The 12,674-nt window shown below is 73.7% G+C and carries 14 protein-coding genes and 3 tRNA genes; 5 read left to right on the forward strand and 12 right to left on the reverse strand.

What is annotated here, in order from left to right:
- Window positions 1–7: 7 nt before the first annotated feature.
- Entirely contained in the window at window positions 8–487 is a 480-nt protein-coding gene (locus tag CHF16_RS05465) for a DUF3515 domain-containing protein (protein ID WP_089324786.1), read from the forward strand.
- 48 nt (window positions 488–535) lie between these two features.
- Here the strand turns inward: CHF16_RS05465 and CHF16_RS05470 are convergent, their stop codons facing one another.
- The 10 genes from CHF16_RS05470 to CHF16_RS05515 form a co-directional block, all read right to left on the reverse strand.
- Complete coding sequence (locus tag CHF16_RS05470; RefSeq protein WP_089324787.1) at window positions 536–1,087, reverse strand: nuclear transport factor 2 family protein; 552 nt, start codon at window positions 1,085–1,087, stop codon at window positions 536–538.
- Complete coding sequence (locus CHF16_RS05475; RefSeq protein ID WP_089324788.1) at window positions 1,087–1,281, reverse strand: ferredoxin; 195 nt, start codon at window positions 1,279–1,281, stop codon at window positions 1,087–1,089. Before CHF16_RS05475 ends, CHF16_RS05470 begins: the two co-directional genes overlap by 1 nt.
- Entirely contained in the window at window positions 1,278–2,618 is a 1,341-nt protein-coding gene (locus CHF16_RS05480) for a cytochrome P450 (protein ID WP_089324789.1), read from the reverse strand. The genes CHF16_RS05475 and CHF16_RS05480 overlap by 4 nt, the downstream gene beginning before the upstream one ends.
- A complete protein-coding gene (locus tag CHF16_RS05485) occupies window positions 2,615–3,394 on the reverse strand; it encodes an SDR family oxidoreductase (protein ID WP_089324790.1) in 780 nt (259 codons plus the stop codon). The genes CHF16_RS05480 and CHF16_RS05485 overlap by 4 nt, the downstream gene beginning before the upstream one ends.
- A complete protein-coding gene (locus tag CHF16_RS05490; protein WP_218826529.1) occupies window positions 3,394–4,590 on the reverse strand; it encodes a cytochrome P450 in 1,197 nt (398 codons plus the stop codon). Before CHF16_RS05490 ends, CHF16_RS05485 begins: the two co-directional genes overlap by 1 nt.
- A gap of 10 nt (window positions 4,591–4,600) precedes the next feature.
- A complete protein-coding gene (locus CHF16_RS05495; protein ID WP_245868233.1) occupies window positions 4,601–5,188 on the reverse strand; it encodes a TetR/AcrR family transcriptional regulator in 588 nt (195 codons plus the stop codon).
- 85 nt (window positions 5,189–5,273) lie between these two features.
- Window positions 5,274–5,357 (reverse strand) — tRNA-Tyr (locus CHF16_RS05500).
- 23 nt (window positions 5,358–5,380) lie between these two features.
- Window positions 5,381–5,453 (reverse strand) — tRNA-Leu (locus CHF16_RS05505).
- 1 nt (window position 5,454) lies between these two features.
- Window positions 5,455–5,528, reverse strand: a tRNA-Leu gene (locus tag CHF16_RS05510).
- A 210-nt stretch (window positions 5,529–5,738) separates the two neighbouring features.
- Window positions 5,739–7,199 carry a protein kinase domain-containing protein gene (locus CHF16_RS05515; protein WP_179271400.1) on the reverse strand — a complete coding sequence of 487 codons (1,461 nt, stop codon included), beginning with the start codon at window positions 7,197–7,199 and terminating at the stop codon, window positions 5,739–5,741.
- A gap of 142 nt (window positions 7,200–7,341) precedes the next feature.
- On the opposite strand from CHF16_RS05515, the gene CHF16_RS05520 reads away from it, so the two are divergent.
- The 4 genes from CHF16_RS05520 to CHF16_RS05535 are packed head-to-tail and all read left to right on the forward strand — an operon-like array spanning window position 7,342 to window position 10,826.
- Window positions 7,342–8,802 carry an aldehyde dehydrogenase gene (locus CHF16_RS05520; RefSeq protein ID WP_089324793.1) on the forward strand — a complete coding sequence of 487 codons (1,461 nt, stop codon included), beginning with the start codon at window positions 7,342–7,344 and terminating at the stop codon, window positions 8,800–8,802.
- Window positions 8,799–9,533 (forward strand): SDR family oxidoreductase, encoded by a 735-nt coding sequence (locus CHF16_RS05525; protein ID WP_089324794.1) that lies wholly within the window; start codon window positions 8,799–8,801, stop codon window positions 9,531–9,533. The genes CHF16_RS05520 and CHF16_RS05525 overlap by 4 nt, the downstream gene beginning before the upstream one ends.
- Window positions 9,530–10,426 carry an NAD(P)-dependent oxidoreductase gene (locus tag CHF16_RS05530; RefSeq protein WP_089324795.1) on the forward strand — a complete coding sequence of 299 codons (897 nt, stop codon included), beginning with the start codon at window positions 9,530–9,532 and terminating at the stop codon, window positions 10,424–10,426. Before CHF16_RS05525 ends, CHF16_RS05530 begins: the two co-directional genes overlap by 4 nt.
- Window positions 10,419–10,826 carry a carboxymuconolactone decarboxylase family protein gene (locus CHF16_RS05535; RefSeq protein ID WP_089324796.1) on the forward strand — a complete coding sequence of 136 codons (408 nt, stop codon included), beginning with the start codon at window positions 10,419–10,421 and terminating at the stop codon, window positions 10,824–10,826. The genes CHF16_RS05530 and CHF16_RS05535 overlap by 8 nt, the downstream gene beginning before the upstream one ends.
- Here CHF16_RS05535 and CHF16_RS05540 read toward each other — a convergent pair.
- Window positions 10,823–11,383: an acetamidase/formamidase family protein gene (locus CHF16_RS05540; RefSeq protein WP_089324797.1), complete on the reverse strand. Its 561-nt coding sequence runs from the start codon at window positions 11,381–11,383 to the stop codon at window positions 10,823–10,825. The two genes, CHF16_RS05535 and CHF16_RS05540, sit on opposite strands and share 4 nt — an antisense overlap.
- A gap of 137 nt (window positions 11,384–11,520) precedes the next feature.
- Entirely contained in the window at window positions 11,521–12,642 is a 1,122-nt protein-coding gene (locus tag CHF16_RS05545; RefSeq protein ID WP_089324798.1) for a D-alanine--D-alanine ligase family protein, read from the reverse strand.
- Between the last annotated feature and the right edge of the window lie 32 nt (window positions 12,643–12,674).

Consider the following 12,674-nt stretch of genomic DNA (forward strand, 5'->3'; position numbering starts at 1 on the left):
GTCTCAGATGGTCTTTCCGGGGGGAGCGAGGCGCCCGCGCCTCGCGGCGATGCTGCTCGCCGGGCTGGCGCTGCCGCTGGCGGGCTGCGGCGACGGCGCCGTGCAGGTGCCCGTGCCGAGCCCCGACGCCGCCGTCGCCCGGCTCTGCGAGGGCCTGCGGCTGCCTGCGAAGGTGCGCGGGCAGGAGCGCCGCGACACCTCGCCCGGCTCGCCGCTGACCGCCGCGTGGGGCTCGCCCGCGATCGCGCTGCGCTGCGGCGTGCCGCGGCCCGCCGCGCTGAAGCCCGAGTCCCAGCTCGTGACGATCAACGGGGTCGACTGGTTCGGGGTGCCCGTCGACCGCCCGGTCACCTTCACCGCCGTCGGCCGGCAGGCGTACGTCGAGGTGACGGTGCCGCCGAAGTACAACCCGGCCGGGGACGTGCTGATCGAGCTCGGCCCGTCGATCACGGCGACGATCCCGCCGAAGCCCGAGGGCCAGATCTGACCCGGCCGGGACGCCGCCCCGAGGCGGGCCGCCCGGCCGGGCCGGCGCTCACCAGATCGGGACGGGGCTCTCCCCGCGCCGGTAGTAGCCGGGGATCGGCTCGCCCGCCGCGGCGCGGTCGAGGCGCCGCTTCATCCCGTCCGACAGCACCCCCGCCTTCATCATCTCGACGAACACCGACGTGACGTTGCCGAGGTCGAACCAGTCGCGCTGCCACGACCACTGCCGGTTCCCGGCGTAGCGGAACCAGGACCCGCCGATGCCGAGCACCTCGTAGGGCGTCCCGTCGGGGCGGACGGCGTCGGCGACCTGCTTCCAGAACCCGACGACCTCGCCCTTCACCTCGTCGATGAGGATGCTCTGGTACGGGTAGGTCCAGCCGTCGAGGCCGCCCATCTCCGAGCCGAGCGCGAGGTCGCGGATCTCGTCCCGGCCGACGGCCATGAAGTCCTGGTCGGGGCCGATGTTCCAGCCGTAGGTGGCGTCCTCGGTGTAGAGGTCGGCCAGCGGGCGCCAGTCGCCGGCCTCCTCGCAGCGGCGGTTCTCGGCCAGCCAGTGCTCGACCATCGCGTCGAGCTCCGCACGGGGGAAGGAGGGCATCACGTCTCCAGCAGCTTGAGGGCCTGAGTGGGGCAGTAGCGGACGGCGGCGGCGACCTCCGCGCGCAGGTCGTCGGGCGGTTCGGCGTCGAGGACCCGCACCTTGCCCTTGCGCGGCACCTCGAAGACGTCGGGGGCCTCCATCTCGCACATGGCGTGGCCCTGGCACAGGTCCAGGTCGGCCTCGACTCTCACCGGCGCCTCCTGCGGTAGCGGACGGCGCACGGCTGCGCGAGCTGGACGACCATCTTGGAGTGGTCGTTGCGGTAGGTCTCGGGGGGTTGCGCGGGCTCGAACTCCCAGTCCCGCAGCAGCACCGAGAAGATCGCCTTGAGCTGCATCATCGCGAAGTTCGCGCCGACGCAGCGGTGCCGGCCCGCGCCGAACGGCACCCACGTCCAGCGGTTGAGGAGGTCCTCCTCGCGGGGCGCGATGTAGCGGTCGGGGACGAACGCGTCCGGGTCGGGGAAGTCGGTCTCGATCCGGTTGGAGACGGCGAGGCTGCAGCCGACCATCGTCCCGGCGGGGATGCGGTGGCCGAGCACCTCCTGGTCGGACTGCGCGACCCGCAGCAGCAGGATCAGCGGCGGGTGCAGCCGCAGCGCCTCCTTGATCGCCGACTCCAGCCGGGGGATGGCGCGCAGCGCCTGGAACGACACCTCGCGGCCGTCGGCGTACAGCTCGTCCAGTTCCGCGACGACGCCGCGCAGCACGTCGAGGTGGCGGAGCAGCTCGATGAGCGTCCAGGCGGCGGTGCCGGACGTGGTGTGGTGCCCGGCGAACATCATCGAGATGAACATGCCGGTGACCTGGTCGGCGTCGAACTTCAGCGTGCCGTCCGGGTCCCTGATGGACATCAGGACGTCGAGGAGGTCGCGGTCCTCCTTCGGGGGGTTCGGCTCCCGCCCGTCCATGATCCCCTGGACGAGCTCGACCAGCGCGGCCCGCGCCGCGTCCCGCTTGCGGAAGCTCTCGATGTCGGCGTACGGGTCGACGTAGGCGATGGCGTCGGTGCCGCGTTCGAGGTCGTGGTACAGGTCGGCGAACCGGCGGTCGAGCTGCTCGCGGAACTTGCGCCCGATCAGGCACGCCGACGAGGTGTAGATCGTCAGCTCGGCGAAGAAGTCGAGCAGGTCGATCTCGCCCTCGTCGCCCCAGCCGGCGATCATCCGGTCGACCTCGGCGGAGATCGTCGTGGCGTGGCCCTTCATGAACGAGCCCTTGAGCGCCTGGTTGTGCAGGGCCTCGCGGCGCTGCTCGGGGGTCGCGTCGAACACCACGCCCTCACCGAAGATCGGCGTCATGAACGGGTACGCCTCGGCCTGGTCGAGCTCCTCGTCGGGGGCGCGGAAGAAGAACTCGTTGGCCTCGGCACCCGACAGCAGCACGACCCGCCGGCCGGCGAGCACGAACTCGCCGACGTCGCCGCACTCCTCCCGGACGCGGCGCATCAGCCCGATCGGGTCCGAGCGCAGCTCCTCCAGATGGTCGGGCCCGCCCGACACGGCGCGCGGTTCCGCCAAGGCTGTCATGACTCCTCCAGGGGGGCTTCGGGCTGTACTTCGACGAGCCGGAGGTGGGCGCCGCGCGGGGTCGCGACGACCGTGGCCACGGCCGCGGCGACGTCGGAGGCGCGCAGGAAGTACGGGTGGCGGGCGTGGCCCCACTTCACCCAGTCCTCCAGGACCGCACCCGTGGTGTCGGCGTCCCAGGTCATGCCCATGCCGGTCGCGGTGGGGCCGGGCCGGACGATGGACGCGCGGACGCCCGTCCCCTCCAGTTCCATCTGCATCGTGCGGGCCATGCCCTCGACGCCGTTCTTGGCGGCGACGTAGGCGCCCGTCCAGGAGCGGGGGGCGGGGACGGTGTCGGACGAGATGAACACGATGTCGCCGCGCCGCCGCGCCACCATCGGCGGGACGAAGTGCGACACGAGCCGGTGCGCGCCGACGAGGTGGACCTCGACCTGCGCGGCGAACGCGTCGGAGCCGATCTCGTGGAGCCGCCCGGCGGCCAGGTCGCCCGCGCCCGACACGACGACCTCGATCGGGCCGAGCGCGTCGCCGGCGGCCGCCGCGAACGCCTTGACGGAGTCGGCGTCGGCGACGTCCAGCGGGTGCGCGAACGCCTCTCCCCCGCCGGCCCGGATCGTCGCCGCCAGCTCCTCGCACTTGTCCGCGCGCCGCGCGCCGAGCACGACCGGGTGCCCGGCCGCCGCCAGCGCGGCCGCCGTCGCCGCGCCGATCCCGGAGGACGCGCCGGCCACCACGGCGGGCCGCCGCTCCGGATGGGGGTCGAACCGGGGCATCAGCGCACCTCCACGCGGACCGGCAGGGACGCGAAGCCGCGCACGTTCACCGAGTGGACCCGCTCGGCGTTCGCGTGGTCGACCTCGTAGGACCGGACGCGGCCGACGAGTTCCGTCAGCGCGATCCGCGCCTCCAGCCGGGCCAGGTTCGCGCCGAGGCAGAAGTGCCGCCCGCCGCCGAAGCTGACGAGCTGGGAGGTGTCGCGGTCGAGGTCGTAGGCGTCGGCGTCGGGGAAGGCGCGCGGGTCGCGGTTGGCGGACCCGACGAGCAGCAGCACCCGGTCGCCGGCGGGGACCCGCCGCCCGTGCAGCTCGACGTCCTTGGCGACCTTGCGGGCCAGCATCTGGCTGGAGGTGTCGTAGCGGAGCGTCTCCTCCACCCAGTCGTCGACCCGCGCGGGGTCGGCGAGCGGCTTCGCCGCCTGGGCCGGGTTGCGGGACCCCCAGTACAGGGCGTTGGCGAGCAGTTTGGTGGTGGTCTCGTTGCCCGCGACGACCATCAGGAACAGGAACGCGATGACCTCGGTGTCGTCGAGGCGGTCGCCGTCGATCTCGGCGTCCAGCAGCGCCGAGGTCAGGTCGCCGGCGGGCTTGCGGCGGCGCTCGGCGACCATGTCCTGGTAGTAGCCGACGAGGGTGAGCGCCGCGTCCATCCCGGCGGGCGGGACGTCGTTGAGGCCCTCCTCGCGGTGCACGACCGTGTCGGCGAGGCGGCGGACCTCGGCGCGGTCGGCCTCGGGGACGCCCATCATCTCGGAGATGACGTCCATGGGCAGCAGCCCGGCGAAGTCGGAGACGAAGTCGAACTCGCCCTTCTCCAGGGCCGGCTCCAGATGGCGGAGGGTCAGCGCCCGGATGCCGTCCTGCATCTCCTTGACCCGCCGCGGCGTGAAGCCCTTGGACACCAGCGCACGCATCCGCGTGTGGCGGGGCGGGTCGAGCGCCAGGAACGACATCGTCCGGTGCGCGTTCGGGCCCCAGGCGCTCGGCTCCACCGAGACGCCGTGGGAGCTGGAGAACGTGCCGTGGTCGCGGAACGCCGCCGCGACGTCGGCGTGCCGGGACAGCGCCCAGAAGCCGATCTCGTCGTTGCGGTAGAGGGGCGCCTCCTCGCGGAGGCGCGCGTAGACGGGGTAGGGGTCCTCGTGGACCGCGTAGTCGAACGGGCTGTAGGAGACCTGCGCAGCAGGGTCCACGGCCGTCACCTCACTCGGGGGGTTCGGGCAGGATGAGCTCTGCCATCTCGGCGAGCCGGTCGGCCATGCGGGCGTAGGAGGTGTAGCCCATGCCCGCGTGCACGAGCGCGCCGGTGTAGGCCAGCTCCAGCGCGCCGAGGATCTTGGGGTCGTCGTGGTCGCGGAGCGCGGCCCGCAGCCGCTCGCGGATCGCGACGCCGATCCGCACCCGCAGTTCGCGGACGTCGGGGTCGGTGCCGAGCAGCGCGGTGGTGCACGCGGCCGCCAGCTCCGGCTCGTCCGACACCAGCAGCGCGATGTCGCGCAGCACCTCCACCACGCGTTCAAGCAGCGCGCCGTCGGCCTCCACCGGCGGCAGCGCGCTGAGCCGCCGCCAGAACACCTCGGTGATGAGATGGTTCTTGGAGGCGAAGTAGGTGTAGGCGGTCGCGGGGGCCACCCCGGCGCGCTTGGCCACGTTGCGGACGGTCAGCCCCTCGTAGCCGGTCTCGCCGACCTCCACCACGGCGGCGTCGGTCAGCCGCCGCACCGTGTCGGCCTGCCGCTCGGTGAGGCGGCGGCGGGTGGGCTCGGTCGTCAGCTCCTGATTTCCGGACACGTGTCCAGACATTAGTTCAGCGACGCGCGATGCGCAACGGCGCCGGGCCGCCCGGAACGGCTCGCGGAAGGCGGGTGGGACGAGGTGGGGCGGGTGGGATTCGAACCCACTCAGCGCGAGGCACCTGGTTTACAGCCAAGCCCGACTCTCCGGGCGTCGGCGCCGCCCCTTCGACGTCTCCAGGACGCCCCGTACCTCCGGAGGGATTCGAACCCCCAGCACACGGCACCTCATGCCGCTGTCTCTACCGTTGGACTACGGAGGCGTGCGGCTCCCGGGAGTCGAACCCGGAACGCCCACTTCCTGAGAGTGGTCCCTCTGCCGGTTGGGGTAGAGCCGCGTGGATCGTGGGGCGGGCGTCGCTCGCGGCTGCTCGGCCGGGGTTCGCTACGAGGCGGGATACCGGCCGGGGCGGGCGTGCGACGCCGAGGGCAGTCGGAGTCGATACTGCTCCAGAGCCACGGCCGGTCCTCCTCTCGATCGTCGTGTGCGGGCCGACGACGTCCACGGTGCCATCGGCCCGGGAGGGCCGCAACGCGTTTTCCGGCGGTCAGGTCTCGTCGGGCAGGGACGCGCCGAAGGCGATCAGCGCCCAGAACGCGACCATGATCCAGCCGAGCGCGATGCCGGTCACCGCGAGGCCGAGCCCGCGCTCGCCGGAGCGCCGCACCCGCACCCACGCCATGTGCCCGGCGACGATCGCGGGGATGGACGGCAGCCCGCAGGTGATCAGCCCGACGGCCCCCATGGACACCGCGTAGATCGCGAGGCTGTTCATCGGCGGCTTGCCCGCCGGCGCCGCGTAGTGCGGAGGCTGGGTCGGGTGCCCGTGCTGACCGGGGTACCGCTGCTGCCCGTACACGGCCGACCGGGCGGCGATCGCGTCGGCGTACCGGGTCCAGGTGTCCGCCTCGGCCGTGCGGCCCTGCCCGTTCAGCAGCACCGCGAGGCTGCGCATCGCGGCCGGGTCGCCGGCCTGCGCCGCGTGCCGGTACTGCTGCTCGACCAGCGCCTCCGCCTCCCCCGCGGCGAGCGGCGAGGCGGGCGGCGGGACGATCGCGGAGGTGTGCGCACCGGCCGGCGGCCGCTGCCGCGACGGCGCCTCCGTACGCCGCCCTGGCGGCGCCTCGGTGCGCTGCCCCAGCGGCGCCTCCGTGCGCTGCCGGTGCGGCGCCTCCGTGCGCCGCGGGGACGGGGCGCGGGTGTCCTGCCGGACGCCGCTGGAGATCAGGCCGTCCAGCAGCGCCTGCGCGGACGGCCGCCCGGCGGGGTCCTTCGCGAGCGCCGCCCGGACCGCGCCGAGCAGCACGCCGTCCAGCCCGCTCAGGTCGGGCTCGCCGCTGACGATCTGGTGGATGATCGCCGGGATCGAGTCGCCGCCGAAGCACGTCCCGCCGCGCGCCGCGAACGCCACGGTCGCGCCCCAGGCCCACACGTCCGACGCCGGGCCCGCGCCGCGGCCGTCGAGCTGCTCGGGCGACATGAACGCGGGGGTGCCCACCATGCCGCCGGTCGCGGTGAGGCGGGTGCCGTCCAGGGAGCGGGCGATGCCGAAGTCGATGACGCGCGGGCCGAACGTGGACAGCAGCACGTTGGCGGGCTTCAGGTCGCGGTGGACGACCCCCGCGTCGTGGATGGCGGTGAGCGCGGTCGCGATGCCGACCGCGACGGCCTCCAGGTCGGCGCCGCGCAGCGGCCCGTCCTTCGCCACGGCGGCGTCGAGGCTCGGGCCGTTGACGAACTCGGTCACCAGGTAGGGCGGGTCCGCGGCCGGGTCGGCGTCCAGGACCGGCGCCGTGCAGAAGGGCCGGACGCGCTGCGCCGCCGCGACCTCCGCCTGGAACCGCGCGCGGTACTGCCGGTCGGCGGCGAACTCCCGCCGGATCACCTTGAGGGCGACCCTGCGCCCGGACGCGTCCAGGCCCGCGTAGACGGTGCCCATGCCGCCCTCCCCGAGACGGTCCACGACCCGGTAGGGGCCGATGCGCTCCGGCAGGTCGGGATGCGGCACGGACGTTCTCCTCGGGACGGCGATCAACCCCCCAAGCCTGGCACATCCGGACTGCTCGCGCGGCCCCATCGGCCGTCCGGCCCGGCGCCGGCCGGGGCCGGGCCCTTGCGCTCCGGGCGGGGCTGAACTGTAGTCTGGACAAGTGTCCAGAACAACCGATCGCTTGCTTCTGCTGGACGGGCGGCTCGTCCCCGGGACGGGCGGCTCCTTCGAGACGATCAACCCCGCGACCGAGGAGGTGCTCGGCACCGCCGCCGACGCCACCGCCGCCGACATGGACCGCGCGATCGGCGCCGCCCGCCGCGCGTTCGACGAGACCGGCTGGGCGGCCGACCACGCGTTCCGGGCGCGCTGCCTGCGCCAGCTCCGCGACGGCCTGCGGCGCCGCGCCGAGGAGCTGCGCGAGATGACGATCCGGGAGGTGGGCGCGCCCCGCTTCCTGACGTTCGGAGCGCAGCTCGACGCGCCCGTCGGCGACCTCGGCTGGTTCGCCGACCTCGTCGAGTCCTACGCGTGGGAGAGCGACCTGGGCCGGGCGGAGCCGATGGGGATGCCCAGCCACCGGCGGGTGCGCCGCGAGGCGGTGGGCGTCGTCGGCGCCATCACCCCGTGGAACTTCCCGCACCAGATCAACCTGGCCAAGCTGGGCCCGGCCCTCGCGGCGGGGAACACCGTCGTGCTGAAGCCCGCGCCCGACACCCCATGGTGCGCGGCCGTGCTCGGCGAGGTCATCGCGGAGGAGACCGACATACCGGCGGGCGTGGTCAACGTGGTGACGTCGTCCGACCACGGGCTCGGCGCCCAGCTGACCCGCGACCCGCGCGTCGACCTCGTGTCGTTCACCGGGTCCACCGCGACGGGACGCGAGGTGATGGCGAGCGCGGCCGGCACGCTCAAGCGCGTCTTCCTGGAGCTCGGCGGCAAGTCGGCGTTCATCGTGCTGGACGACGCCGACCTGCGGGCGGCGTGCTCGTACGCGGCGTTCTCCGGCGTCGCGCACGCCGGGCAGGGCTGCGCGATCACCACCCGGATCCTCGTCCCGCGCGAGCGTTACGCGGAGGCCGCCGAGATCACCGCGGGGACGCTGGCGAAGCTCGGCGCCGGCGACCCGGCCGACGACCGGACGATCTGCGGCCCGGTCATCTCCGCCAGGCAGCGCGAACGCGTGGAGGGCTACCTGGAGCTGGCCGTGAAGGAGGGCGGCTCGTTCGCGTGCGGCGGCGGGCGTCCGGCCGACCGCGACAAGGGCTTCTGGATCGAGCCGACGCTGATCACCGGCCTGTCGAACGAGGCCCGCGCCGCGCGGGAGGAGATCTTCGGCCCGGTGCTCGTCCTGCTGCCGCACGACGGCGACGACGACGCGGTGCGGATCGCGAACGACTCGCCCTACGGGCTGTCGGGCGCGGTGCACGGCGGTGACGTGGAGCGGGCGCGCTCGGTCGCGCGGCGGCTGCGCACCGGGACGGTCAGCGTGAACGGCGGCGTCTGGTACGGCGCGGACGTCCCGTTCGGCGGCTACAAGCAGTCGGGCATCGGCCGCGAGATGGGCGTGGCCGGGTTCGAGGAGTACCTGGAGACCAAGGCGATCGCGGAGGGCTTGTGAGGTTCGAGGGAAAGGTCGCGGTCGTCACCGGGGCCGCGCAGGGCATCGGCGAGGCGTACGCCCGCGCGCTGGCGGCGGAGGGCGCGCACGTGGTCGTCGCCGACGTGGACGAGCGCGGCCAGGGCGTGGCCGACGACATCAAGGGCCTGTTCGTCCGGACGGACGTGTCCGACCCCGCGTCGGTGGAGGCCATGGCGGCGGCGGCGAAGGAGCGGTTCGGCGGGATCGACCACCTCGTCAACAACGCCGCCATCTTCGGGACGATGAAGCTCGACTTCCTCTTCACCGTCGACTGGGACTACTACAAGAAGTTCATGTCCGTGAACATGGACGGTGCACTGCTCTGCGCGCGCGCCTGCTACCCCCACATGCAGGAACGCGGCGGCGGCTCCATCGTGAACCAGTCGTCCACGGCCGCGTGGCAGTACTCCGGCTTCTACGGGCTGGCGAAGGTCGGCGTCAACGGCCTCACGCAGCAGCTCGCGCACGAGCTGGGCAGCATGAACATCCGCGTCAACGCGATCGCCCCCGGGCCGATCGACACCGAGGCCAACCGGGCGGTCGTGCCGGGCAACATGTCGCAGAAGATCGTCCGGGACAAGATGGCGCTCAAGCGGATGGGCTCCCCCGCGGACCTCGTCGGCGCGTGCCTGTTCCTGCTGTCCGACGACGCGGCCTGGATCACGGGCCAGATCGTCAACGTCGACGGCGGCGAGGTGTTCCGGGCATGAGCGACGCGAACCCGGAACCGCCGAGAACAAACCCCCCGCACGCAGCCCCCACGGCGGTCGCGTTCATCGGGCTCGGCCAGATGGGCGCGCCCATGGCCGGGCATCTGACCGGCGCGGGCCTGGTCGTCTACGACGCGCGCCCGGAGGCGGCGGCGCCGCTGGTGAAGGCGGGCGCGCGGGCCGCGAGGAGCGTCGCCGAGGCCGCCGCGCACGCCGACCTCGTCTCGGTCATGGTCCGGGACGACGACCAGGTGAACGAGGTCGCCGGCGAGGTGCTCGCGAGCGCCCGGCCGGGCACGGTCCTGGCGATCCACTCGACGATCCGCGCGAAGACGGCCGAGGACCTCGCCGAGCGCGCCCGGCGGTACTCGATCGAGGTCGTGGACGCGCCGGTCAGCGGCGGGTTCATGGGCGCGAGCGCGGGCAGCCTCGCGGTGATGGTCGGCGGGACGGACGAGGCGTTCGAGCGGTGCCGGGAGCCGTTCGGCGCCTGGGCGGACCTCGTCCTGCACATGGGCCCGGTCGGCGCGGGCACCCGCGCGAAGCTGGCCCGCAACATGCTGCACTTCATCTCGTTCACCGCCGCCGCCGAGGCGCAGCGGCTCGCGGAGGCGTCCGGGGTGTCGCTGCGCAAGCTCGGGCGGATCGTCCGGCACACCGACGCGATCACCGGCGGCGCCGGGTCGATCATGCTGCGGCCGACGACCGCGCCGCTGGAGCCGGGCGACGACCTGTACGACATCCTGTGCCACACCCGGGACCTCGGCGAGAAGGACCTGTCGCTGGCCCTGGAGCTGGCCGACGAGCTGGGCGTCGACGTCCCGCTCGCCCGCATCGCCCGCGACCGCTTCGCCCCCGGGCTGGGCCTGCCGAAGGGAGGAGACCATGAGTGAGGAAAGCGAACCTGAGGGTCCTTCCACCGGGAACGAGCGCCGGGGGCGCGGGCTGGAGATGATGCGGCAGGTCTACGGCTGGGACATCGAGGACGCGCCCGGCGAGTTCTTCGGCATCACCGTCGACCACCTCTTCGGCGACATCTGGACGCGTCCGGGCCTCGGCATGCGCGACCGGCGGCTGCTGCTCATCGGCGTGCTGGCCGGTCAGGGCCTCAACGACGTCCTGGACATCCAGATCCCGGCGGCGCTGGCGAACGGGGAGCTGTCGCCGGACGAGCTGCGCGAGATCGGCATCTTCCTGACCCACTACGTCGGCTGGCCGCTCGGGTCCCGGCTGAGCATCCAGATCGACACCCTGATCGCCAAGCACGAGAAGCGGAAGAGGAGGGACGGCTAGCAGGGGCTCGGCATCAGCATCGGCCCGGTCACCCCGAAGCGCTCGGTGCCCCGCCGGGTGAGGTGGACGCGCAGGTCGATCCAGCCCGCCCGCCCGGCCCCGTCGCAGCCGATGCTGCCGCGCTCGGGGAAGTGCAGGTCGCCGGCGGACAGCTTGGCGCCGGGCACCCGCACCGGCAGCAGCACGCGCGCACCCGCGGTGAGCCGCGCGATGCGGCAGCCGCCCACGTCCCGGTCCCGCGCGTCGCCGGGCACCGCCACGGGAGCGGACGGCGCGCAGCCGATGATCCCGGGATGACCGCCGGCGTCGCGCAGACCGCCGGAACGCCCGACGCCGAGCACGTCCACCACGACGACGTCGCCCGGTTCCGCGCCGACGACGACGAGCGGGCCGCACAGCAGGACCCCGGCGCCGATCTCGCGGCCGGGGCATTCCAGCCGGACGGACCCGCCGGTGATGACCTCCGCGACGGCGGGGATGTCGGGGTGCCAGTGGTCGTGGCCGCGGACCTGCCTCGTCGCCTCGTCGTCAAGGTCGAACACGGCGGGTGACGTCATCGGGAGCGATCCTTCCGGTCGGCGGACGATGGCTCGATCCTGCCGGGCCCCTGTTACCGGACGGTTTCAGCGGCCCGACGGCCGCGTTAGCCGGGCATCACCGCGAACTCGGGAAGGGCGGGCTCCCGTACCGCCGGCTAGCGAAGGCCGGTCGAGCGCTTCAGCGCCGTCTGGATCAGCCGGTCGACCAGCGCCGGGTAGTCCAGCCCGGTGGCCGCCCACATCTGCGGGAACGCCGACGCCGGGGTGAAGCCCGGCATCGTGTTGATCTCGTTGAGGATCCACCGGCCGTCCGGCGTGTGGAAGAAGTCGACGCGGGCGAGGCCCTCGCAGTCGAGCGCCTCGAACGCTTGCACCGCGATGCGGCGGACCTCCTCGATCGCGGCGGGCGGCAGGTCCGGCGGGATCGACATCGAGGTGGAGCCGTCGAGGTACTTGGTCTCGAAGTCGTAGAAGTCGCGCTCGCCCGCCATCAGCACCTCGGCGGGCAGGCTGGCCTCGGGCGGGCCGTCGTCCAGGCCCTGCAGGACGCCGCACTCGACCTCGCGGCCCTCGATCGCGGCCTCCACGACCACCTTCGGGTCGTGCTCGCGGGCCGCGTCGACCGCCGCCTCCAGGGCGGCCTCGTCGGTGACCCGGGTGATGCCCATGCTCGACCCGGCGCGGGCCGGCTTGACGAACACCGGGGCACCGGCGGCCAGGCCCAGCTCCTTGATCTCGTCGATCTTGCGCTTGCGCTCGCGCCGCCACTCCCGGTCGCCGACCAGCACGTACGGGCCGACGGGCAGGCCGCGCGCCTGCCACACGAGCTTCATGTACCCCTTGTCCATGCCGACGGCGCTGGCCAGCACCCCGGCGCCGACGTAGCGGACGCCCGCCAGGTCGAGCAGCCCCTGGATCGTGCCGTCCTCGCCGTACGGGCCGTGCAGCAGGGGCAGGACGACGTCGACCTCGGCGAGCGTTTCGGGGACCTCGCCGGGCCGGACCACCATCAGCCCGCGGCTGTCGGGGTCGAACGGCAGCGCGAGGGCGCTGCCGGCGCCGGTCACCTCGGGCAGCCGGCCGCCCTCGATCGCGAGCGGCAGGTCGGCGGGCGGCAGCACCCAGCGGCCGTCGCGGGCGATGCCGATCGGCACCACCTCGTACCGGTCCCGGTCGATGGCGGCCATGACGGCGCCCGCGGTGACGCAGGAGATCGCGTGCTCGGAGCTGCGTCCGCCGAAGACCACGGCCACGCGGATCCTAGAAACCTGGGACATGAGGTCCGACCCTACCGGTGATCAGTCGGGCT

The organism is Actinomadura meyerae, from assembly GCF_900188445.1.
Classification (GTDB): Bacteria; Actinomycetota; Actinomycetes; order Streptosporangiales; family Streptosporangiaceae; genus Spirillospora; species Spirillospora meyerae.